This window comes from Streptomyces marincola (assembly GCF_020410765.1).
In the GTDB taxonomy this organism is placed as follows: Bacteria; Actinomycetota; Actinomycetes; order Streptomycetales; family Streptomycetaceae; genus Streptomyces; species Streptomyces marincola.
Genome location: NZ_CP084541.1, coordinates 1638747 through 1661668, shown reverse-complemented (window position 1 = coordinate 1661668; position 22922 = coordinate 1638747). Strand labels below are relative to the sequence as shown.

Below are 22922 nucleotides of genomic sequence, written 5' to 3'. Positions count from 1 at the left end.
CCGCGCCCGCGCGGGTCAGCGGCGCGCCGCGGGGGCCAGCGGGAAGTGGCAGGCCGCGAGGTGCCCGTCGCCCGCCGGCGCGGGTTCCGTGGTCGCGCACACCTCCGCCGCCTGCCAGCAGCGGGTCCTGAAACGGCAGCCCGAGGGCGGGTCGACCGGTGAGGGGACCTCCCCGGTCAGCACGATCCGTTCGCGGCGCTCCGCCTGCCGCACGGCGGCCAGGGAGGGCGCGGCCGACAGCAGCGACGCGGTGTAGGGGTGCCGCGGCGTGCCGAAGACCTCGTCGGCGCCGCCGGATTCGACGACCTTCCCCAGGTACATCACGGCGACCTCGTCCGCCACGTGCCTGACCACCGACAGGTCGTGCGAGATGAACACGTACGCGACTCCGAGCCGGTCCTGGAGGTCGGTGAGCAGGTTGAGCACCTGCGCCTGCACCGACAGGTCGAGCGCGGACACCGGCTCGTCGCACACGATCAGCTCGGGCTCCAGGGCCAGCGCCCTGGCGATGCCGATGCGCTGGCGCTGCCCGCCGGAGAACTCCTGCGGGTACTTGTCCGCGTCGCCGGCGCGCAGGCCGACCATGTCGAGCAGCGCCGCGACCCGCTCGCGGCGCCGCGCGCGCGGCACGAGGTCGCGGTGCGTCAGCCAGGGCTCGGCGATCAGATCGGCCGCCGTCAGCCGGGGGTTCAGCGAGGCGAACGGGTCCTGGAAGACCATCTGCACCCGCCGCCGCCACGCGAGCAGCCGCCTGCCGCGCAGGGCGAACGGGTCGACGCCGTCGAACCTGACGGTGCCCGCGTCGGGGCGCTCCAGCATCAGCAGCACGCGGGCCAGGGTCGACTTGCCGCACCCGGACTCGCCGACGAGCCCCAGGGTCCGCCCGCGCCGCACCGCGAGGTCCACGCCCGCGAGCGCGTGCAGCCTGGTGCCGCCCGACGCGGCGCGCGGCACCCGGAACGCCTTTTCGAGACCGCGCGCTTCGAGCAGCGGCGCGCCGGGCGCCGCGTCCGGCTCAGGCATCGGCCAGCTCCTTCCAGTAGTGGCACGCCGAGGTGCGCCCCTGGCCCGTCACCGCGGTCGGCGGCGGCTCGGTGGCGCACCGCTCGCGGGCCAGTGGGCAGCGGGTGCGGTACGCGCAGCCGGAGGGCACCGCGGTGGGCGGCGGCGGCGCGCCCTCGATCGAGTGCAGCCGCGTGCCGCGCGGTCGCCCGGCCGGCACGGAGTCGAGCAGGCCGCGGGTGTAGGGGTGCAGCGGCGCGTTGAACACCTCGGCCGTCGGCCCCGATTCCACGACGGCGCCCGCGTACATCACGGCGACCCGGTCGGCCTCCTCGGCCACCACGGCCAGGTCGTGGGTGATGAGGACCAGGGCCATCCGCCGCTCGCGGCGCAGTTCCGCGAGGAGTTCCATGATCTGCGCCTGCACCGTCACGTCGAGCGCGGTGGTGGGCTCGTCGGCCAGCAGCACCGCGGGCCGCAGCGCCACGGCCATCGCGATCAGCAGCCGCTGCCGCAGCCCGCCGGAGAACTGGTGCGGGTACGCCTTGGCGCGGGCGCGCGGCTCGGGCACGCCGACCCGTTCCATCAGCTCGACCGCCTTCTCGGCGGCGGCTCTGCGGGAAAGCCGCTGGTGGATGCGGAACGGCTCGGCCAGCTGGGTGCCCACCGGGTACACCGGGTTCAGCGCGGTCAGCGCGTCCTGGAAGACGACGCCGAGTCCGGGCCCGGCGAGGCGGCGGCGTTCGCGGGCGCCGAGCCGCAGCAGGTCCCGGCCGTTGAGCAGCACCTCGCCCGCCACCACGTCGGCGACCGGGTCGAGCAGTCCCGCGACGGCCTGCGCCGTCATGCTCTTGCCGCAGCCCGATTCGCCGAGCAGTGCCAGCGTCTCGCCGGAGCGCGCGGTGAATCCCGCGCCCCGCACGACGGGAACGGTGCCCGCCGGGGTACGGATCTCCACGGAAAGCCCCCTGACCTCCAGGGCGATGTCGCCTTCCGCGCTCGTCTCGGCTGTCATGCCGGCTCCTTTCCTGCCGCGGCCCGCCGGCCGCGGCGGCTGCGCCCGGGCGCGGTGAGCCGCCAGCGCTGGGCGGGGTCGCCGGCGATCCTGGCCCACGAGGCCAGAACGGTCGCCGACACGGTGGTCAGAATGATCGCCAGGCCGGGGAACACCGCGATCCACCAGGCGGTCTGGAGCTCCTGCCGGCCCTGGGCGACCATGAGGCCCCAGGACATGTCGGGCGGCTGGATGCCGATGCCGAGGAAGCTGAGCGAGGACTCCGTCAGCATCACGAAGCAGAAGTCCACCGCGGCCACCGTCAGCAGCGTGGGGGCGACGACCGGCGCGACGTGCCGCCGGATCACCGCCCAGTCGCCGGTGCCGAACGTGCGGGCCGCGTCGACGAACAGCCTGCCGCGCAGCTCGGCCGACTCCGCCCGCGCGGTGCGCAGGTACACCGGGATGCGGGCCAGCGCGAGGACCGCGACGAGGTTGGCCACGCTGGGCTCGAACACGTAGAGCACGACCACGGCGAGCAGCAGCGAGGGGAAGCTGAGGATCACATCGGCGACGCGCATGGAGACGTTCTCGCGCCAGCCGCGGTGGTACCCGGCCCACATGCCCCACAGCGAGCCGATCAGCAGCGAGATCAGCACCGCGGGCACGGCGACCGCCAGGGTGGTGCCGGCCGCGACGATCAGCCGGGCCAGGACGCTGCGCCCCAGCGAGTCGCTGCCGAGCACGAACTCCCAGCCCTCGTCGGTGCTCAGGGGGCGCAGGTTGATCGCGCGCAGGTTCTGCTCCCTGGCGAGGTCGCCGAGGAGCAGCGGCCCGAGCAGGGCGCACAGGCCCACCAGCAGCAGGACGGCCGCGGCGGCCGAGGCCATGCGGTCCCGCAGCAGCAGGTGGAGCAGCCGGGTTCGGCGCGGGGCCTCGTTCACGGTGGTCATACCGTCGCCCCCTGCCTGACCCGCGCGTCCATGAGCGCGTAGCAGATGTCGATGAGGATGTTGAGCACGAAGATCGTCAGCGCGGTCAGCAGCACCGCCGCCTGGAGCACCGCGAAGTCGCGCTGGAGGATCGAATCGATCATGAGTTTTCCGATGCCGGGCCAGCCGAAGATGGTCTCGACCACCACGGCCCCGTTGACCAGGCCGACCGCCAGGTCGCCCGCCACGGTGAGCGCGGGCGCGCCCGCGTTGCGCAGCGCGTGCCGGAACACCACGCGCGTCTCGCCCGCGCCCTTGCTGCGCGCCACCTTGACGTAGGGCGCGGAGAGCGCGGACACCATCGCGCCGCGCACCACCTGCACCAGCACGCCGAACGGCCGGATCAGCAGCGTCGCGATGGGCAGCACCCACACCCCGGCGCCCGTGGTGCCCGAGGTCGGCAGCCAGTCGAGCTGCACGGCGAAGACGAGCACGCCCATGATGGCGAACCAGAAGTCGGGCGTGCTCGCGGCGGTGGCGGACAGGAAGCTCGCCACCCGGTCCACCCACGAGTTCGGCCGGTATGCGGCGAGGCTGCCCACGAGCACGGCGCCGACGATCGCGAACAGCATGGTGAACCCGGCCAGTTGCAGCGTCGCGGGGAACGCCCGCAGCACGGCCTCCGCGGCCGGCTGCGCGGTGCGCAGGGACTCGCCGAAGTCGAAGCTCGCGATCTGCGCCAGGTAGTCGCCGAACTGCGCGAGCAGCGGGTCGTTGAACCCGTGCGACTCCGAGAACGCCTCGCGCATCTCGGGGGTCGCGCTGAGCGGGAGGTAGAGGTTGGCCGGGTCGCCGGTGAGGCGTGCGAGGAAGAAGACGCCGAGCACGACGAACAGCAGCGGGACGGCGCTGGACAGGACGCGGTTCCTGAGGAAGACGAGCACGCCCCTCACCCCGCCGGGCGCATCGCGGCGAGATGCATTTCGTCGTTGGTCGCCGAGTCGGGCTCGTAGGCCACGTGCGGCGACAGGGAGATGATGCCGGTCATGTGCGCGAGGACGGCGTCGCGCACGACCTCACGGTCCTGGTGGGCCAGCGCCTCGGCGAACGCGGCCTGCCGCTCCGCGTCCGAGGACAGCTCGGCCTCCTGGATCAGCCGGTCGAGCTCCGGCGTCCCCCAGGAGCTCTGCGCGCCCTCGCTGCCGTAGATCTGGCCCAGGGAGAAGGCGGCGTCCCCCGCCTGGTTGCCGTGCTGCGCCTGGAGCAGCGTGGGACCGGTGTCCGCGGGGAACGGCCGGAGCAGGTACTCCATCCATGCGTTCACGTCCAGCATCCGGATCTCCACCCGCAGGCCCGCGTCGAGCAGCGCGTTCTGTACGACTTCCAGGGTCTCCGCCGCCTTCGGGTAGATGCCGTTGCGGCCGATGAGGGTGATGGTGGTGTCCACGGGCACGCCGTCGGCGCGTGCCTCGTCGATCAGTTCCCTGGCCCGGTCCATGTCGTGGGGCCAGGCCGCGATGTCCGGGTTGTAGCCGGTGACGCCGTCGGGGACGATCTGCCCCGCGGGTTCGCCGAGTCCGGCGAACACCGAGGCGACCAGGCCCTCGCGGTCGATGGCGTAGTTGATGGCCTGCCGGACGCGGATGTCGTCAAGCGGCGGCTTCGCGGCGTCCATCCGCAGGTACGAGGTCTCGTTGTTGGGGAACTCGACGGCGTGCTCGCCCGCCCCGTCCGCGGGCGCGAGGCCGACGGCCACGTCGGCCTCGCCGCTGGTGACCATGGCGGCGCGGATGCTGCCCTCGGCGCGCCAGGAGTAGAGCGCGGCGGCGTACGCGGGCTGTTCGCCCCAGTAGTCGTCGAAGCGGTCGAGCCGCAGGTTGATGCCCTGGTTCCAGGTGTCGATGCGGTAGGGGCCGGTGCCCACGGGCTCGCGCACCTTGCCCGAGGTGTCGGTGTGGGTCGGCACGATCTCCACGAACGACAGGCGCAGCGGCAGGATCGGGTCGGGCTCGGCGGTGGTGACGTCGAGGGTCGTGCCGTCGACGGCCGTCGCGGAGATCTCGCTGTCGCCGAACACGTAGCCGGCCACGTTGCAGTCGATGCCGGAGTTGACGGTCCGGTCGATGGAGAACGCGGCGGCCTCGGCCGTGAACGGCGTGCCGTCGTGGAACTCGACGCCATCGCGCAGGGTGAACCGCCAGGTCGTGGCGTCCCGCCGGTCCCACGCGGTGGCGAGCTTGGGGGCCAGCTCGCCGGTCGCGGGAACGCGTTCTGTCAGCGGCTCGGTGATGTTGGACCGGGTCACGCGGCCGGTGGCGGTCAGGGAGGCGTCGCACGGTTCGAGGGTGGGCGGCTCCTCGGGCAGGACGATGCGCACCGTGTCGGCGCCTGCGGCGGTCGCGCCCGAGTTGGCGACCGTGCAGCCGGCGGCGAGCAGCATCGTGCCCGCGCCGAGCAGGGCGCCCGCCCGCCGGCCCGGTGGTCCGGCGAGGGCGGGTGGGCGGAGAGGGGACTTCATCGTTCCTCCTTCGCGGTGGGCTCGGAACGGGGCCTCACGCGTCCGTCGGGGCGGCGTCCAGGGCCGCGTGGCCGCGTTCGATGAGCCGGGCCAGGAGCTCGCGGTGCTCGGGCGTGAGGTCCGCGAGCGGGGGCCGCACCGGTCCCGCCGGCCGGCCCCGCACCGCGAGACCGGCCTTGACCAGGGCCACCGCGTAGCCGTTCGTGGTGAGCCGCAGTTCGGTGAGCGGCACGTAGAACTCCCGCAGCAGCGTGGCCTGCACCGCTTCGTCGTCGCGCTCGAAGGCGTCGAAGAACGCGCGGGCGATGCGGGGCGCGAAGGCCAGCGTCGCCGAGGAGTAGGCGCGCGCGCCGACCGCGGCGTAGGCGCGGGCGAACGTCTCGGCCGTCGGCATGCCGTTGAGCAGCGGCAGCGCGCCGCCGGTCGCGGTGTGGACGCGTTGCAGCAGCTCCAGGTCGCCGTGGCCGTCCTTGAACGCCACGACCTGTTCGATGCCGGCCAGTTCGGCCACGGCCTCGGGGGTGAAGACGGCCGTGGAGCGCTGGTAGGGGATCAGGGGCAGGCCGGTGGCCGCCGCGATCCGCCGGTAGTGCGCGACCAGGCCGGCGGGCGGGCCGACCTGGAGGTAGGGCGGCAGGACGAGGACACCGGCCGCGCCGCACCGCTCCGCGGTCACGGCGAACTCGGCCGCGGTCCTGGTGCCGCCGCCGACGCCGGCGTAGACGGGCACGCGCCCGCCGGCGACCGACACGGCGGTCCGCACGACCTCGCCGTACTCGGTGTGCGTGAGCGAGGCGAACTCGCCGGTGCCGCAGGCCGCGAAGAGGGCGGACGGGCGCGCGTCCACCATGTCGGCCAGGTGCTGCTCGAAGCCCGGGAGGTCCAGGTCGCCGTCCGCGCGGAACGGTGTGACGGGGAAGGCGAGCAGCCCCTGGAGAGCGCTGGGCCGCTGGAGATGTGCCGGCACCGGAGTACCCCTTGTCTGCAAGTTGTCTCCGTATGGAGACATCGTCTAACTTGGTAGACGGGAGTAAAGTGCTGCCCGGGCGCGGGCGTCAAGAGATCAGAGGAGAAAACCGTGACGGGATCCGACGGGCCGCAGGACGCCGGGCGGGTACGCAGCGTGAAGTCCGCGGACCGGACCATCGCCGTGCTCGAATACCTCAGCGCGGCCGAGTCGCCGCGCACGCTGCGGGACGTCACCGGCGACCTCGCCATCCCCAGGGCGAGCGCCTACGCGCTGCTCATGACCCTGGTCCGCACCGGCTGGGTCGAGCAGGACCAGGCGGGGTCCGGGTTCCACCTCGGCATCAGGGCGCTGCGCGCCGGGGCGGCCTACGTCGAGCACGACGACGTCGTGCGGCGCGCACAGCCCGTGATGAACGACCTGTCGGCCAAGCTGGGGGAGACGATCCACCTCGCCAGGCTCGACGGGCACGAGATCGTCTACCTCGCGACCTGCCCGTCCCGGCACTCGCTCGCCGTCGTCTCCAAGCCGGGCCGCCGGCTGCCCTGCTGGTCCACGGGGCTCGGCAAGGCGATCATGGCGCACAGGCCCTGGTCCGAGGTCGACGCCCTGCTCCCCGGCACCCTCACCGCCCGCACCCCGCACTCGATCACCGGCAGGCCGCGCCTGCGGGAGGAGCTGGAGGCCGTCGCCCGGCGCGGCCACGCCGTGGACGAGCAGGAATCCACCCTCGGCCTGCGCTGCTTCGCCGTGCCGCTGAGGTTCGGCGGCGCGGTCAACGAGGCGCTGAGCTGCTCGGTGCCCCTCGTCCGCCTCGACGCGGAGCGCGAGGAGGTGATCCTCGACGCCCTGCGGCACGCCCGCGACCGCATCACCGGCTGATCACCCGCGTTCCACGAACGCCGGGCGGCAGTCCCTCAGATCAGGCCCTTGCGGCCCGCGAGCCAGGCCAGCTGCATGCGGCTCGCGGCGCCGGTCAGCCGCATCAGCTGCTGCACCCGGCGCTGCACCGTGCGCGTGCTCAACTGGAGCTGGCTCGCGATCGCCTTGTCCGCGAGGCCGGCCACGAGCAGGGAGAGCAGGCGCCTGTCCTCGGGGCCGAGCGGGGTGCCGGCCGCCGGGTCGGGCACCGTGACCGCGCCCGCCGTGCCGACGCCGAGCGGCACCCCGTCCGCCCAGTAGCGCTCGAACAGGGCGAGCAGCGCGTGCAGCAGGCTGCTCTCGCGCACCAGCGCGGCCGTCGGCTCGCGCGGGCTGCCGTGCGGCCCGCCGGGCACCAGCGGGCACAGGGCGAGCCTGCGGTCCACGATCGCCATGCGCAACGGCAGGTGGGGGACCGACCTGGCCTCCTCGCCCGCCCGCATCCCGGCCACCACGTTGTCCACCGCGCCCGCGTCCTCGAAGAACGCCCGCTCGTACAGCACCCGGTAGCGCACCCCGCGGGCCAGCGCGTCGAACTCGGCGGTGTTCGTGCCCGAGGGCATCGCCACGTACTGGGCCTTGCAGAACCACAACGCCTCGTGCCGCGCGCTCCGTTGGATCTGGCGCAGCCGCTGCCGCATCGCGGCGGTCCCCGTGACCACCTCGATCAGCCGCGCCGCGTCGTGCCGCCGCGTGCCGCGGTAGGTCTCCAGCAGGTCGGCCACCGCCGCCCGCGCCTCCTCAAGCGCCTCGGCCCGCTGCCGCAGCTGCGGCAGCAGCGCCACGTCCGGCGGGCTCGCGGCCCACGCGACGGGCCCGCGCCCCGACCGGTTGGCCATGCCGCGGCGCTCCAGCGAGGCGAGCACCCGCTCGGTGCACTCCGCCGTGAGCCCGGTCCGCGCCGCGACCTCGTGCGGCGTGGCCGCCTCGACCGCCACCAACTCCCGGTAGACCGCCTCCTCGTCCGTCGTCAGCCCTGCCGCCTGAAGCATCGTGCCTCCCGTTCGCGTCGGCCCCCGAGTCGATCACTGAAGCCGTGGATGTCGCAATGGCGACATGTCGCCACTGCGCCACGGGAAAGGCGTGACTTCCCCGACCGGGCGGCCGGATTCTTGCCTTCCGAGCGAAAGGTTGGGACCACGTGAGGCACAAGAGACGTACCGCTCGCCTGCTGGCGGCGGTCTCCACGGGAGCGCTGCTGGCGACCGGCGGCGTACTGCCCGCCGCCGCCCAGCCGCCGGCGGGGCCGCCGCCGGCCGGGCAGCAGGCCGCGGCCGGCGGGCGCGACCCCGTCGACGTCCCGCTGATCACCGGCGACACCGTCACGCTGGCCGACGCGGGCGGCGGCAGGCAGGCGGCGACCATCACCCCGGGCCCCGGGCGCGGCCACATCCACTTCGAGCAGCTCGAACGGGACGGGCGGCTGACCGTGCTGCCCTCGGACGCCCGGCCGCTGGTGCTCGACGGCACCGTCGACGCGGGCCTGTTCGACGTCACCGGCCTCATCGAGCAGGGCCACGGCGCGGCCGACGGGCTGCCGCTGCTGGTCACCCGCCCCGAGGGCATGGCGGCGGCCGGCTTCGACGCGCTGACCGCCCTGCACGAGGACGGCGCGCCCTCCCACCGCCTGCACAGCATCGACGCCACGTCGCTGCACATCCCCACCGAGCGACTGGGGGAGTTCTGGGACGCGTTCGGCCCGCCCCCGGCAGCCGCGGGGGAACGCCGCGCGGCGCCCGCGCCCTCGCTGCGCCTCGACGGCCGGGTGCGCGCCACGCTCGACCGCAGCACCGGGCAGATCGGCACGCCTGAGGCGTGGGAGGCCGGCTGGGACGGCGAGGGCGTGACCGTCGCCGTCCTCGACACCGGCGCCGACCCCGCGCACCCGGACCTGGCCGGCCGCATCACCGGCAGCCGCGACTTCTCCGGCGGCGCGGGAACGGGCGACGCGTTCGGCCACGGCACGCACGTCGCGGCCACCGTCGGCGGCTCCGGCGCGGCGGGCGGCACCGGCAGGCGCGGCGTCGCGCCGGGCGCCGGCCTGCTCATCGGCAAGGTGCTCGGCGACGACGGCTACGGCAGCGAGTCCGCCGTGATCGCGGGCATGGAGTGGGCCGCCGCCCAGGGCGCCGACATCGTCAACATGAGCCTGGGCTCGTCCGCCGCGAGCGACGGCACCGACCCGCTCAGCCGCGCCGTGGACGAACTCACCGCGGCCACCGACACGTTGTTCGTCGTCTCCGCGGGCAACGACGGCGAGCGCGGCGCCTCGACCGTGAGCGCCCCAGGCGCCGCGACGGCGGCGCTCACGGTGGGCGCGGTCGACCGCGACGACACGCTCGCGCCGTTCTCCAGCCGCGGCCCGCGCGCCGGCGACGGCGCGGTCAAGCCCGACCTCACCGCGCCCGGCGTCGGGATCGTCGCGGCGCGCGCCGCCGGTACGGCGATGGGGCAGCCCGTCGACGAGCACCACACCTCCGCCTCGGGCACGTCCATGGCGGCCCCGCACGTCGCGGGCGCCGCCGCGCTGCTCGCCCAGCGGCATCCCGACTGGAGCGCGGGCCGGATGAAGGACGCCCTGGTCAGCACCGCGCGCCTCGTGCCCGGCACCGCCGTGACCGAGCAGGGCGGCGGGCGGGTGGACGTGGCCGCCGCCGTGTCCGGCGACCTCACCGCGACCGGCACCCTCGCGCTCGGCCCGTTCACCGCGGGCGAGGCGGGCGAGCAGGAGGCCACCGTCCGCTTCACCAACACCTCGGACACCCCCGTCACCCTCGACCTCGCCACCGGCCTGGCCACCGGCGGCGGGCGTGCCCTCGCCCCGGGCGCGCTGGTGACCGGCGCCGAGACGGTGCGCGTCCCCGCGGGCGGCACCGCCGAGGTGGCGCTGACCGCCGTTGCGCGGCACGCCGAACGCGGGGACTACTACGGCCACCTGACCGCGACCGCGCCCGACGGCACGGTCGTGCGCACCACGCTGTCCCTGGTGGTCGACGGGCCGCTGCACACCCTCACTCCGGTCGTCACCGGCCCCGACGGCCGGCGGATCGCCGGAGCCTGGCCGTTCATCTGGGGACCCGAAGGCGTCGTCCGGCCCGACACCGGCGGGGCCGCGCCCTCCGCGCGGGTCGAGGAGGGCACCTACCTCGTCAGCCATACCGCCAACGCCGTGGACGCCGACGGCCGTTACGAGTCCTACCTCGGCGTGCTCCCCGAGGTGGCCGTCACCGGGGACACCGAGGTGCGGCTCGACCTCTCGCGGGCCGTTCCCGTCGAGGTCAGGACGCCGCGGCCGGCGGAGCAGCGCGGCTGGACGAACTACCAGTACCACCGGCACCACGACGGCCACGACCTCACCCACTCCTTCACCCACCCCGTGGGCCAGGCGCGGCTGCTGGTGACGCCGACCGAGCCGGTGCGGGAGGGCGCCTTCGAGTTCGCGTCCCGCTGGCAGCTGGTCGCGCCGGTCCTCACCGCGGCCGTGCCGGGCACCCGCCTCGACCTGGACCCGTTCTACCTGTCGGCCGCCCCGCTGTTCGGGCGCGGCACCGACCGGCTCGCCGTCGCCGACGCGGGCACGGGTCCAGAGCCGGACTTCCGCGACGTGCGCGGCAGGCTCGCGGTCGTCCGCGGCGAGCCGGGCGGCGCCTACGCGCCGCTCGCGGAACGGGCCGCAGAGGCGGGCGCGGCGGGGCTGATGATCGTCGCGGACGAGGGCAGGACCGCCTGGACCCGCTGGCGCCCCAACGGCAACGTGCACGCGCTGCCCGTGGTGCGGGTCGGCCACGCGCAGGGCACCGCGCTGCTGGAACGCGCCGCCGCGCGCCGCACGGTGGTCACGTTCGCGGGCACGGCCAAGAGCCCCTACCTGTACGACGTGATGCAGGTTGCCGCCGGGCACGTGCCGCGCCGCGTCGTGCACACCGTCACCCCGTGGAACTCCGCGCGGGTCGAGGTCACCTACGCCGCCGCGGGCAGCGCCGAGTGGGGTTCGGCGCAGCGCGTCGCCTGGCGTCCGCACCAGGGCATCGCCATGCCGGACTCACCGCGCGAGGTTCCCACAGGCACGACCCGCACCGAGCACATCAGCGCGGGCGACACCGTGTGGCAGCACCACGTGCACCACGCGCTCGGCTCGTTCTACGACCAGCCCGTCACGGGCTTCGCGCCCCGGGGCGAGCAACGCTCCTACGCCGCGCACCACGTCGGCACGGAACGCTGGACCGGCGCGGTGGTCAGGCCCGCGCACCCGCGCGGCTCCGCCCCCTCGGCGCGGGCCGGGAACGCGATGCTGCTGCGCATCCCCGAGTTCACCGACTCCGACGGGCACGCCGCACGGGCCAGGCCCGGCGACCGGGTCACCGCGGCCCTGTACCGCGACGGCACGGAGGTGGGCCGCGCCGCGTCCGCCCACACCACGTTCGACGTGCCGGCGGGCGAAGGCGACTACCGGCTCGATCTGACCACGGAACGCGGCGGCGCCGCCTGGGCGTTCGGCACCAGGACCGAGACCTCGTGGAACTTCCGCTCGGGACCCGCGGCACAGGAGGTCCCGCTGCCGCTGCTGCACCTCGACTACGCCATGGGCGCGGACGCGCGCAACGCCGTGCGCGCCGCCCGCACCCACCACGTGGGCATCGCCGTCCGGCACCAGGACGGCCTGGCCGCGCCGCGCGGCGTCACGGTCGAGGTCGCCGCGTCCTGGGACGGCGGCACGTCGTTCACCGACGCCGTCCGGGTGCGGGCGCGCGGCGGCAACGCGTTCGACGCGCTGCTCCAGCGCCCCCGCGACGTGCGGGGCGACGCTGCCGTGACGCTGCGCGTCACCGCGCGCGACGCGGACGGCAACCGGGTCGAGCAGACGGTCCGCGACGCCTACCTGCACCGGGGGAGCTGACCCGGCGGCGGGCGCGGACACAGCGGGCGCCACCGGGCGGCGCACGGCCGCCCGGTGGCGCGCACGCGTCACTTCTCCAGGCAGAACTCGTCGATCGGGTAGCCCACGTGCCGGTCCGCGCGCGGCAGGTACCCGAGCACCGTGTCCCCCGGCTTGAGCTCGGTCGAGTTGAGCACGACCCCGCCGGGCCCGAGCACGCGGACGTGCCAGTCGTCCTGGAGGATCAGGTTCACCCGGCGTCCGTCGGGCGCCTCCGCGTCGATCGAGATCAGCGGGCGGGACTCGATCTTCACCCGGCCGACCGTCACCAGGCGGGTGTTGCCCTTGACGTCCACGGCCGTGACCTTGCTGCCGGTCTTCAGCTCGCTCAGGTAGTTGGTGCGCTCGCCGGTGCCCAGCGTGTAGGAGTGCACCGCGCCCGCGTTGACCCGGAACGGGCGGGTCGGCATGTACGGCAGCGGGTGGGTCTCGCTGACGCACAGGATCATGCCCTTGGAGTGCGAGCCGACCAGGATGCCCTCGTCCTCGCGGAAGTAGGTGCAGGTGTCCACGCAGGCCCGCTCGCCCATGCCGACGTGCGCGGTCTCGACGACGCGCAGTTCGACCAGGTCGAGGTTGGGCACCTCGGCCTCTGCCGCCCGCTTCAGGGCGGCGGTGTCGCCGACCGCGGCCGGTGCCATCATCACGCCGTCCGCGCCGTGTTCGAGCACGCCGAAGATGATCTCGGCCTCCTCCACGTCCCCCGCCACGGTGATCAGGGAGCCCTCGGCGCGGGCCGCCGCGGCGATCACGATCTCCAGCGGGATCTTGGTGGGGTCGCGGAACAGCAGCAGGCTCCACTTCTCCGTGCGCGCCGACTCGCAGGCGTCTTCGAGGGTGGGCGCGTCGATGATCTCCACGAACCGGCCGAACTCGACACCGGGGTGCCGCGTGGCCAGCTCGGCCGGGGTCACGCCGTGCGTGCGCGGGTCGACGACGACGATCGCGGCGTCCCCGAAGTCCTCGGGCAGCGGCTTGCCCTGCGGGAACAGCACCTTGGTCACGGTGGGCGGCAGGTCCGCGAAGAGCGCGGGGTCGTCGGCGACCACGGCGTCGACGCGGTGGTGCAGCGCCTCCTGCACGATGGCGTCGCGCGCGTCGCCGAGGGAACGGATGTCGAGCCAGCTGAGCTTCACGGGAGAACTCCTCGGGTCGTTGCTTCTGGCACGGGCGGGCCGAACGGGCGGAACGGACCGGCCGGTTCTTGGGTGGCGGCGGGCGGGTCGGCGGGGCGGCCGTGCGGCGCTCACACCGGGACGGCCTGCCCGGGGCGCCCGGCCCGCACCGCGCGGCCCAGGTGCGGGACCTTCCGGTGGATGAGGCCGGAGAGCTTGTCGGCCATGGCGCCGGGATCGGGGGACTGGAAGACGTTGCGCCCCATCGCGACCCCGGCCGCGCCGCCGCGCAGGGCGTCCGACACGTAGGCCAGGGTCCTCGACTCGTCGTGGTCGCGCGGGCCGCCGACGACCACGACCGGGATGGGGGCCGCCGACGTGATGGCGGCCATGTCGGTCACCGAGCCCGCGTACGGCGTCTTGACCAGGTCGGCGCCGAGGTCGGCGGCCAGTTGCACGGCGTGCGCGACGAGCGCGGGCGACCGCGGGTCCTCGATCGCGGGGCCGCGCGGGTAGACCATCGCGAGCAGCGGCACGTTCCACCGGTCGCACGCCTCCGAGACGGCGGCGAAATCCGCGATCTGCCGCCGCTCCTCGCGCGAGCCGAGGTTCACGTGCACGCTGACGGCGTCCGCGCCCGCCCGCAGGCTCTCCTCGACGCTCGCGACCAGGTACTTGGCGTCCGGGTCGGGCGCGTGCACGGTGCTCGCGCTCAGGTGCACGATCAGCGAGGTGCTGGCGAACCATTCGGAGTCCACGTGCCGCAGCGCGCCCTTGTGCAGGACGACGGCGTCCACGTGGTGCGCGGCGAGCTGGCCGACCAGCGCGTCGAGCCGCACCGCCGGGGTCAGCGGGCCGTCGGTGACGGAGTGGTCGAGCGGCACGATGAACAGCCGCTCCGGGTCGTGGTGGTGCAGCCGCCGCAGCCGCAGCCGGCGGGCGAAAGAGGTGTTGTCCGTCATGAGGAGTCCAGGGGTCAGGGCTGGTGGGACAGGTGGCGGTGTGCGGCCTCCGTGCCGGCGTCGAGGCCGAACTCGGAGTGCAGCACCCGTACCGCGCGGCCCGATTCGCCGCTCGGCACCGTGACCGAGACCCGCAGCTGCGACGCCGCGAGCAGGCGGGCGCCGACGCCGTCGGAGCCCAGGGAGTTGAGCATGCGCGAGACGTACTCCGGCCTGCTGAGCAGGCCCTTGCCGACGATGGACACCTTGGCCAGGTGCTCGTCGACCTCCACGCCGCCGGCCGGCCCCGCGAGCGGGGCGAGGCACTCGCGCACCGCGCGGGTGTGCGCCCGGCCGACGGTGAGACCCACCGCCACGTCGCCGTCAGGTGTGCTGGTGACGGTGGCCATGTCGGCCGGGATGGCCGCGTCCGCGAGGCTTCCGAACACCGCGCGGGCCGGGTCCTCCGGGCCGGCGGCGCTGCGGAACGTCACCCGTGTCACGTCCGCTTCGTGTACGACCGCCACGACGGCGGCTCTGGCTTCCAGCATGTCCTGCCCGTCTCTGTGATGGATGCGCGTGCCCGCGTGCGCGGCCGTCGAGCCGCCGACGAGGATGTCGATGCCGTAGAGGGCGGCGAGTTCGACGGCGCGCGCGTGCATCACGCGCGCCCCGGCGAACGCCATCTCGGCCATGACGTCGATGTCGACCTCCGGCAGCAGCCGGGCGTTCGGCACGACGCGCGGGTCGGCGGTGAGCACGCCCGGGACGTCCGTGTAGATCTCGCAGCTCCGGGAGCCGAGTTCGGCGGCGAGCGCCACCGCGGTGGTGTCGGAGCCGCCCCGGCCCAGGGTGATGGTGTCGCCCGAGGCCGTGATGCCCTGGAAACCGGCGACCACGACGACCTCGCCCTTGCCGAGCAGCCTCGTGGCGCGTTCGGTGTCGATCGCCACGATCGTGCCGAGCCCGTGCGGTCCGTTGACGAGGATGCCGCTCTGCGCGCCGGTCAGGGCCGTGGCCGGCTGCCCGATGTGCTGGAGCGCCATCGCGAGCAGCGCGGCCGACGCGGTCTCGCCGGTCGCCAGCAGCTGGTCGAGTTCACGGCCGCGCGGAGCGGGGTTGATGCCCCGCGCGAGACCGATCAGCTCGTCGGTGGTGTCGCCGCGGGCGGACACCACCGTGACCACCGGCCGGCCGCCGCGCGCCGCGCCCGCGACGCGCCGTGCGACGGCTTCGAGCTGGTGGCCTGTGGCCAGCGAACTGCCGCCGTACTTCTGCACCACCACCTCGCCCGCGCCCCGGGCTCCCAGCGTCCTCATGCCGCCTCCGCTCCCCGCACCGGCTGTCCGCACTGCCTCCCTGAGCGTGACGGAGGCCGGTATCGGCACCGTTCTCGCCGCGCACCGCGGTCGCATTGGCCGCGCATCGCCGGGCGTTCCGCGGCATCGGGGAGGCGTCCCTGGGGCGTCCAAGGGGCGTCCGCGAGGCGACCTGGCCCGGCGGGGGCGCGAAAGGCGCGGGAAGGTGCGGGGAGACGCGGGAAGGTGCGGGAAGGCGCGGGAGGGGCGCGCGGTGCCGGCCGCGCGCATGGCGCGGGCCCAGGACGGCCGGCGTCCTGGGCCCGGGGGCGGGGAGGGCAGGGGGCGCGCGGGCTCAGCGGCCCGCGCGTCCCAGGCGCGCCGCCACGGCGCGCGCGGCGCGTTCGGCGGCGTCCTCGGTGGCCGCCGCGCCCTCGGCGGCATCGCCCGCGGCCGGATCGCCGACATGGCCGTCCGGGGCGATACGGCGGGCGTGCCGGTGGCCGCGCCGCCACGCGGCCACCTCGTCGGGACCGAGCACCACGGGCGGCAGCCCGGTGTGCCCCGGGCGCACGAGCCCTGGCCGGTCGGCCAGCATCATCGACGTCTCGGCCCGGCCGGCGTGCAGGTCGGGGAACGCGACGGCGGGCGGCGGCGGCGCGGGCAGCACGGTCACCGCCGGGTCGGCGGGGTCGAGCGGCAGCCGCGCCACCAGGTCGGGCTCGGCCACGAAGGTCGCGTCGATCCCGTGCCGCGCCCGGCCGATCAGGACACCGGCGTGCACCGTGCGGTTGTGCAGCGCGTCGCCGTGCCCCGAGAAGCAGAACACGTGCCGGAACCCGTCGCCCGCGAGCCCGGAGAACACGTCCGCCATCAGCTCCGTCATCACCGCGGGCCGCACGCTCCACGAGGCGGGGAAGCCGGCCGACACGACGTTGACGCCCCAGTAGTAGGGCGGCACGATCAGCGCGGGCACGCCCAGGTCCGCCAGGTGCCGCCGCACCGCGCGCAGCCAGGCGCTCGGCAGGTAGACGTCGGTGCCCGTCGGCAGGTGCGGGCCGTGCTGCTCGATCACGCCGAACGCCCACAGCAGTACCGCCCCCTCGCGGGCGGCCCGCGCCACCTCCGGCCAGGTCAGCTCCGCGAGCGTGCCGCGCAGGATGTCGTCACCGGCGCCGCTGTTCACGTCCGCGCGCCCGGCGCGTCGTGGTACGTCTTGGCCTGCCTGACCAGGCCGAACACCTCGGCCCGCAGTTCGGCGAACCGCGGCAGGGCGCGCGTGGCCAACTGCTCGCGCTCCTCGGGCAGATCGATCTCGATCACGCGCAGGACGACGGTCGGCGCCGCGGACAGCACCAGCACCCGCTCCCCGAGGTAGACGGCCTCGTCGATGTCGTGCGTCACGAACAGCACCGTCATGCCGCGCTCCCGCCACAGGGCGCGGGTCAGGTCCTCAAGGTCGGCGCGGGTCTGCGCGTCGACGGCGGCGAACGGCTCGTCCATCAGCAGCACGTCGGGCTCGTACGCGAGCGCGCGGGCGATGGCGACCCGCTGCTGCATGCCGCCGGAGAGCTGCCAGGGGTGGGCCGCCGACGCGTCCGCGAGCCCGACGGCCGCGAGCGAACGCGCCACCAGGCGCTCCCGCTCGGCCCTCGGCAGCTTCTTGTGGCGCAGCGGGAGTTCGACGTTGCGCGCGACCGTCAGCCACGGCAGGAGGCTGCGCGCGTACTCCTGGAAGACGACGGCCATGCCGGGCGGCGGCGCCTGCACGGGCTCGCCGCCGATGCGGACGGTCCCCGAGGTCGGCGCCAGCAGCCCGGCGACGCACCGCAGCAGCGTGGTCTTCCCCGCCCCCGAGGGCCCGACGACGCAGGCCAGCCGGCCCGCCTCGACGGTGAACGTCAGGTCGCGGACGGCCTCGACCGTCCGCCGCCGGTCCCGGTAGGTCTTGGCCAGGCCCACCACGTCGAGGCGGCCGGGCGCCACGGCATCGGCGGCCCGCGCCCCGGGTGTACGCGTGGTCATGTCACTCCTCGTCCCTCGCCGAAGCGGTGCCGGCGTCCCCGGCCCGCGTGTCCCCGCCCGCCCGCTCCCGCGGCCGTGCCGCCCGCCGCGCGCCCCCCGCGCCGCGGGCGAGGCCGCGCTGCCCGTGGTACCAGCCGAGGGCGCGCGCCTCGAACAGCCCGAACAGCAGCGAGAGGCCGAAGCCGACCAGACCCAGCAGGAAGATGCCGCTCCACATCTCGGGGATGGCGAAGCCGCGCTGGAACTGGACGATGGCGAAGCCGAGTCCGCTCGAACTGGCGAACATCTCGCCGATCACCATGAGGATGATCGCGAGGGAGAGCGCCTGCCGCATGCCGGTGACGATCGCGGGCGCGGCGGCGGGCAGCACCAGGCGCCGCAGCCGCGCCGCCCCGGTCACCCCGTAGCAGCGCGCGGTGTCGGACAGCACCTCGTCGAGCGACCTGACGCCCTGGATCGTGTTGAGCAGCACCGGCCAGACCGCGCCGGTGACGATGACCGCGACCTTCATCCCGTTGCCGATGCCGGCCACCAGCATGAGGACGGGGATCAGCACCGGCGGCGGAACGGCCCGGCAGAAGGCGAGCAGCGGCTCGGCCAGCGCCCGCAGCCTCGGTCGCAGCCCAAGCAGCAGGCCCAGGCCCACGCCGAGGAGCACCGCGCCGGCCCAGCCGGCCGCGAGCCTGGCCAGGCTCGGCGCCACGTCCCGCGCGAGCCGCCCGCCGGTCAGCCAGGTGTCGGTGAACGCGGCGGCGATGTCGCCGAGCGGCGGGTAGTAGAAACTGCCGCCGCGCGCGGTGAGCGCCCACCACAGCGCGAGCAGCGCGGCAGGGAGGCCGAGGGCGTACGCCAGGCGCACCGCGCCCGATGCCGCCGCCCGCAGCGCCGTGCGCGCCCCGCCCCGCACGCGGGAGCGCCCGCGCTCCCGCGTGCGCACGGGCGCGTTCCGGCTCATGCCGCCGCCTCCGTCCGCTCCGAGGTGTGCCAGAACAGCACCCGCCGCTCCAGCGCCCGCGCCCCCGCGTTGACGCACACGCCGAGCAGGCCCGTCACGATCACCAGCGCGTACATGCGCTCCACCGCGTTCGCCGCCTGGGCCAGCGCGATCTCGCGGCCGAGCCCGGGGGAGCCGATGACCAGCTGCGCGGTCACCGCCAGGATCAGGGCCACGGACGCGGCCAGGCGCAGCCCGGTCATCAGGTACGGCAGCAGCGTCGGCCACAGCAGGTGGCGCAGCCTGGTCAGGGTCGGGAGCCGGAAGACGGCCGCCGTGTCGCGCGCCACGGGGTCCACGTCCCGCACGCCCGCGAGCACTTGGAGCAGGACGGGCCACACCGCCGCGTAGACCACGAGCAGCAGCGTGGCGCGCGGGCCCGTGCCGTGCAGCAGGACCGCGAGCGGCACCAGCGCGACCGAGGGGATCGGCCGCAGGAACTCGATGGTGGACGCGGTCGCCCGGCGCAGCGGCTCCGCCCGGCCGATCACGAGGCCGAGCAGCACCCCGGCCGCCGTGGCGAGGGCCAGGCCCGCGCCCCAGCCCGTCAGGGTGTCGCGCAGCGCCCGCCAGAACGCCGCGTCACCCGCCTCGCCGGCGAGCGCGCCGGCCATCGCGCTCAACGGCGGCAGGTACTCGGCCGGCACGAGGCCGGCTCTCGGCAGCACCTCGACCAGCGCGGCGGCCAGCAGCAGGCCCGCGGGGCCGAGCAGTGACTCGGGCACCGCGCGCGTGCGGCGGTGCTGGTACCAGGCCATGGCAGCCCTTCGGGTCGGTGCGGCGGCCCACGCGCGAGGGCGCCTACGGCGCGATGAGCCCGTCCAGCGGGCCCAGGTCCTCGATCAGCCCGGCCTCGGCCGTCAGCCGGGCCACGTCCTCGATCTCGGCCGGCTCGGTGGCCGGGTCCCAGCCGGGCAGGGTCACCTCGGCGCTCACGCCGTCCGCCAGGTCGAGGTAGCTGTCCAGCACGGCCCGCGCCTCGTCCGGGTGCTCCTCGGCGTACCGCAGGGACCGTTCGAGCGCCGTGGTGAACCGTTCCAGCACATCGGGGTGCTCCCGGGCGAAGGACTCGGAGGTGAACCAGCCCGCGATCGGCAGGCCCTCGCCCATGGCGGCGTAGCTGACCGGGACCGCGTGGGCGCCGTCCGCCTCGGCGATCGTGGTGAACGGCTCGCTGAGCATGGCCGCGTCCACGTCGCCGGCGGCGAGGGCGGCGGGCATGTTCGGGATGGGCAGTTCGACCAGGGAGACGTCGTCGGCCGACAGGCCGTGGCGTTCGAGGCCGGTGCGGACGGCGACCTCGTTGATCCCCAGCAGCGTGTTGACGGCCACCGTCCGGCCGCGCAGGTCCGCGACGTCGGTGATGCCCTCGTCGGCCGCCATCAGCTGCCCGGAGCCGTCGTCGAGCGCGTCGGCCGAGGCCCGGGCGCCGACCGACACCATGCGCACCGGAACGCCCTGGCTCCTGGCGACGAGCAGGCTGACGATGTTGGAGTAGCCGATCTGGAGGCTGCCGCTGGTCACCGCGGGCACGATCGCGGCGCCGCCCTGCGACTCGGTCATGGTGAGGTCGAGGCCCTGCTCGGCGAAGAACCCCTGCTCGACGCCGAGCCGCACGGGGGCCACGTCGATGATGGGGATCACCCCGAGGTCGAGGTCGTCGGGCCCTGAACCGTCCCCGCCCCCGCCGGGCCCGCAGGCGGCGGTGACGCTCAGCAGGAAGGCCGTGACGGCCGCCTGGGCGGCGACCGCGCGGGCGCGGCGGGCGAACGGCATGGGGCGGCTCCAGGGACTCCGGTCGGCGGCGGCGAACGGCGGGGCGGGGGGCGGCGGGCGGCCGGGGTCCCGGCCGCCCGCCGGGCGGGGGCCGGACGGCCCGGGGGGAGCCGTCGCGGCCCGCCGCGGCGGTGGTCAGCTGTCGTAGCGGTACCACCGGGTGTGGTCGATCAGGTCGGCGGGCGTCAGCGTGTGCCAGGGCCCGAGCGGGGTGTGCAGGTCGGGCACGTCCGGGGTGTCGTGCAGCGGCAGGTAGTGGGGCACGTCGGGGTGCCGCTGCTGCCACAGCGCCCAGCAGCGGTCGATCATGCAGTGGTTGAGGAAGAACACCGGGTCGTTGGGCGAGCCGATGTACATCATGTGGCCGCCCACCCACAGGTGCCCGGCCCCGTGCAGCTTGCCGAACTTCGTCTCCCAGGGGAACTTGGTGTACCCCTCCAGGTGGTTGCGGAAGCTCTCGTAGGGCGGCTCGCCGCCCGAGGTGTGGTTCCACGGCGGGCAGTCGTAGACCGGCAGCGCGAGCGTGTCCTCAAGCTCCTGCGGGCTCGGCAGCGAGTCCGTCAGGGTGGCCATGTCGCGCACCAGGAAGTCGCGGTCGTCGTGCGTGTAGTTGCCGTTGAGCGCGGGGTTCTCCTCGCCGACCGGGACCACGCTGATGTTGAGCACCCAGCCGTTGTCCCGGGCGAACGGCCCCGTCATCACCCGCCGGTCGCCCGGACGCCCGTTGCCGCCCATGAACTCCTCGTCCCATAGCGGGGAGTCCTCGCCGTGGTCGACCGTCCAGTCCCAGTAGGGGAGGGTGACGCGCGGGTCGACGCGCTGGAGCTCCCGCTCGAAGCGCATCAGGTACTGCCGGTGCCAGGGCAGGAAGCCGGGGTTGATGTGGCCGAGCCGCTTCCCCGTCTCCTTGTCGAGGTAGTCGCGCGAGTTGATGCGTATGTGCAGGTCGACGAATCTGTCGTAGATGCCGCGCCGCTTGATCTCGCGTACCGCGTGCACGAAGCGGCGCTTCTCCTCGCGGGTCATGTCCAGGTGGTTCTTGCGGATGTGCACCATGGGGGGTCCCCTCGGTTCCTGTGGCGGCTGGGTCCGTGCGGCTGGTGAGCGGTGGTGGCGTCAGACGACCGTCACGTGCGTGCCGTGCGAGCCGTGCGCGGCCGGCAGGAGGGCCGCTCCGCGCAGCTCCTCCACGGCCCGGCGGGCGGCGTGCAGCGGGGAGGGCGCCATCTCGTAGTGGCACATGGAGCTGAGGTACGCGTCGTCGCCGAACTTCATCAGGTGCAGCGGCCGGTCGTCGATGAGCACGCCGCCGCCCGCGGCCTCGGGCAGCACCCGAATGGTGCGGCCCTGGTACGTCTCGACGTACTCCCCGGCGTCCCCGGCGCCCGCGCCGCCCTCGCCGCCGTGCGCGGCGTGCGCGTCCGCCCCGCCGCCAGAACCTGTCACCAGCGGGGTGGCCGCCGCGGCGGCCACCAGCGCCGTGCCGGCGACGCCGGCCACCATCTCTCGCCTGTTCAAACGCATGCCGGACAACCCTTCTGACGTGGTGGACGCCCGGGCGCGGCAGCGCCCGGGCGGAGCGGGACGCGGCGGCCGGGTCAGGCCGGCGGCCACGAGGCCCTGTTTTCTCGCAGGAACTGCGTGCAGTTGTCGTCGTGCGCGCCGCGGGGGCCGGGGTCGGGGGAGCCGCCACGGCGGCCCGGGAACGGCGGCCCGGGGCGGGCGGCGCGGTCGGCCGGCAGCCGCGCGGGGCGCGGCGGCGACGGGCCTTCGAGCAGTGCCACGACGCCGTTCCCGGCCCGGACGCGGCGCTTGCGCCCATCGTCGGGCCGTCGGCTATCGCCGCCGTATCGCGGCCGTTTCGGCGCACGCGGCGGTGGACGCGCCGGATCCCCCGGCGCGGGTCGCGACCGGGGGATCCGGGTGTCGGCGGGTCGGTGGGTCGGGGAGCGCCGGGGCACCCCGCGCACCCGCTGCGGAGGCGCGCGGCGGGGCCCGCCCGCCCCGCGCCTCCGCGGCGGGCCGTTCAGCGGTTGACGGCGGGGGTGCCGCTCGCCACCACGCACGCGTCCATGCCGGGGCCGCCGCAGACGACGCCGTTGTTCACGGCGAGCATGAGCGTGTCGTCGCCGTCGTCGCCGTTGACCCGGCCGCTCGGGGCCACGGTGCCGCGGACGTCGGCGCCCGGGCCGACGAACAGGGCGGTGCGCCCGGGGCGGGCGGCGGGGTGGGGCATCGCGATTCTTCGCACGGACGGTTCGGGCTGATACCGGATGTCCGGACAGGCGGGGCGAGGAAACGCGGACGCCTCAGGGCGCGCGGGCGTGCGGGCGTGCGGAAGCGCGCCGGGGCGGGCCTGCCCGGCGCGCGCGGCGCGGACCGTCGGGCGGCTCGCGCGGCGGTGCGCCGGCCGCCCCGCGACGTGGCGTGCGGGGCGGCCGGCGCACCGCGGCCTCCGGCGCCGCCCGGCGCCCCCGACGGCCGGCCGCCGGGGGCGCGGGAC

20 protein-coding genes are annotated in these 22922 nt (G+C 75.3%); 2 read left to right on the top strand and 18 right to left on the bottom strand.

Translation table 11 applies throughout. The features are described 5' to 3' along the window. Nucleotides 1-15 precede the first annotated feature (15 nt). From LC193_RS07090 to LC193_RS07065, 6 genes are read right to left on the bottom strand one after another with little or no spacing between them, the layout of a single operon-like run. A complete protein-coding gene (locus LC193_RS07090) occupies nt 16-1023 on the bottom strand; it encodes an ABC transporter ATP-binding protein (RefSeq protein WP_226072627.1) in 1008 nt (335 codons plus the stop codon). Next, nucleotides 1016-2017 (bottom strand): ABC transporter ATP-binding protein, encoded by a 1002-nt coding sequence (locus tag LC193_RS07085; protein WP_226072625.1) that lies wholly within the window; start codon nt 2015-2017, stop codon nt 1016-1018. The genes LC193_RS07090 and LC193_RS07085 overlap by 8 nt, the downstream gene beginning before the upstream one ends. Then, nucleotides 2014-2949, bottom strand: a complete 936-nt coding sequence (locus tag LC193_RS07080; RefSeq protein ID WP_226072624.1) for an ABC transporter permease — start codon at nt 2947-2949, stop codon at nt 2014-2016. The genes LC193_RS07085 and LC193_RS07080 overlap by 4 nt, the downstream gene beginning before the upstream one ends. Continuing rightward, nucleotides 2946-3872, bottom strand: a complete 927-nt coding sequence (locus LC193_RS07075; protein ID WP_226072623.1) for an ABC transporter permease — start codon at nt 3870-3872, stop codon at nt 2946-2948. The genes LC193_RS07080 and LC193_RS07075 overlap by 4 nt, the downstream gene beginning before the upstream one ends. 5 nt (nt 3873-3877) lie before the next feature. Next, nucleotides 3878-5446 (bottom strand): ABC transporter substrate-binding protein, encoded by a 1569-nt coding sequence (locus LC193_RS07070; protein ID WP_226072622.1) that lies wholly within the window; start codon nt 5444-5446, stop codon nt 3878-3880. Between the two features lie 34 nt (nt 5447-5480). Further along, nucleotides 5481-6413, bottom strand: coding sequence for a 5-dehydro-4-deoxyglucarate dehydratase (locus tag LC193_RS07065; protein ID WP_226072621.1), 933 nt, complete (start codon nt 6411-6413; stop codon nt 5481-5483). 111 nt (nt 6414-6524) lie between these two features. Between LC193_RS07065 and LC193_RS07060 the strand changes: the two genes are divergently transcribed. Continuing rightward, nucleotides 6525-7295: an IclR family transcriptional regulator gene (locus LC193_RS07060; RefSeq protein WP_226072620.1), complete on the top strand. Its 771-nt coding sequence runs from the start codon at nt 6525-6527 to the stop codon at nt 7293-7295. 35 nt (nt 7296-7330) lie between these two features. On the opposite strand, the gene LC193_RS07055 is transcribed toward LC193_RS07060, so the two are convergent. Next, on the bottom strand, nt 7331-8326 hold the full coding sequence (locus LC193_RS07055; protein WP_226072619.1) for a helix-turn-helix domain-containing protein: 996 nt from the start codon (nt 8324-8326) through the stop codon (nt 7331-7333). A gap of 149 nt (nt 8327-8475) precedes the next feature. Between LC193_RS07055 and LC193_RS07050 the strand changes: the two genes are divergently transcribed. Further along, nucleotides 8476-12231, top strand: a complete 3756-nt coding sequence (locus tag LC193_RS07050; RefSeq protein ID WP_226072618.1) for a S8 family serine peptidase — start codon at nt 8476-8478, stop codon at nt 12229-12231. A 68-nt stretch (nt 12232-12299) separates the two neighbouring features. Here the strand turns inward: LC193_RS07050 and griH are convergent, their stop codons facing one another. The 11 genes from griH to LC193_RS06995 all read right to left on the bottom strand — a co-directional run bounded on the left by griH (nt 12300) and on the right by LC193_RS06995 (nt 22655). Beyond that, nucleotides 12300-13406 (bottom strand): 3-amino-4-hydroxybenzoic acid synthase, encoded by a 1107-nt coding sequence (gene griH / locus LC193_RS07045; protein WP_226072617.1) that lies wholly within the window; start codon nt 13404-13406, stop codon nt 12300-12302. A 110-nt stretch (nt 13407-13516) separates the two neighbouring features. Then, entirely contained in the window at nt 13517-14347 is an 831-nt protein-coding gene (gene griI / locus LC193_RS07040) for a 2-amino-4,5-dihydroxy-6-oxo-7-(phosphonooxy)heptanoate synthase (protein WP_226072615.1), read from the bottom strand. A gap of 14 nt (nt 14348-14361) precedes the next feature. Next, on the bottom strand, nt 14362-15645 hold the full coding sequence (locus LC193_RS07035) for an aspartate kinase (protein ID WP_226072613.1): 1284 nt from the start codon (nt 15643-15645) through the stop codon (nt 14362-14364). 334 nt (nt 15646-15979) lie between these two features. Continuing rightward, entirely contained in the window at nt 15980-16810 is an 831-nt protein-coding gene (locus LC193_RS07030) for a creatininase family protein (RefSeq protein WP_226072612.1), read from the bottom strand. After that, complete coding sequence (locus LC193_RS07025) at nt 16807-17649, bottom strand: ABC transporter ATP-binding protein (RefSeq protein ID WP_226072611.1); 843 nt, start codon at nt 17647-17649, stop codon at nt 16807-16809. Before LC193_RS07025 ends, LC193_RS07030 begins: the two co-directional genes overlap by 4 nt. 1 nt (nt 17650) lies before the next feature. After that, complete coding sequence (locus LC193_RS07020) at nt 17651-18604, bottom strand: ABC transporter permease (RefSeq protein WP_226072610.1); 954 nt, start codon at nt 18602-18604, stop codon at nt 17651-17653. Beyond that, entirely contained in the window at nt 18601-19401 is an 801-nt protein-coding gene (locus tag LC193_RS07015) for an ABC transporter permease (RefSeq protein WP_226072609.1), read from the bottom strand. The genes LC193_RS07020 and LC193_RS07015 overlap by 4 nt, the downstream gene beginning before the upstream one ends. A gap of 43 nt (nt 19402-19444) precedes the next feature. After that, entirely contained in the window at nt 19445-20419 is a 975-nt protein-coding gene (locus LC193_RS07010; RefSeq protein WP_226072608.1) for an ABC transporter substrate-binding protein, read from the bottom strand. Nucleotides 20420-20554: 135 nt separating this feature from the next. Further along, nucleotides 20555-21475 carry a grixazone synthase gene (gene griF / locus LC193_RS07005; RefSeq protein ID WP_226072607.1) on the bottom strand — a complete coding sequence of 307 codons (921 nt, stop codon included), beginning with the start codon at nt 21473-21475 and terminating at the stop codon, nt 20555-20557. A gap of 60 nt (nt 21476-21535) precedes the next feature. After that, on the bottom strand, nt 21536-21943 hold the full coding sequence (locus tag LC193_RS07000) for a tyrosinase cofactor (protein WP_226072606.1): 408 nt from the start codon (nt 21941-21943) through the stop codon (nt 21536-21538). Between the two features lie 502 nt (nt 21944-22445). After that, a complete protein-coding gene (locus tag LC193_RS06995) occupies nt 22446-22655 on the bottom strand; it encodes a hypothetical protein (RefSeq protein WP_226072604.1) in 210 nt (69 codons plus the stop codon). Nucleotides 22656-22922 lie beyond the last annotated feature (267 nt).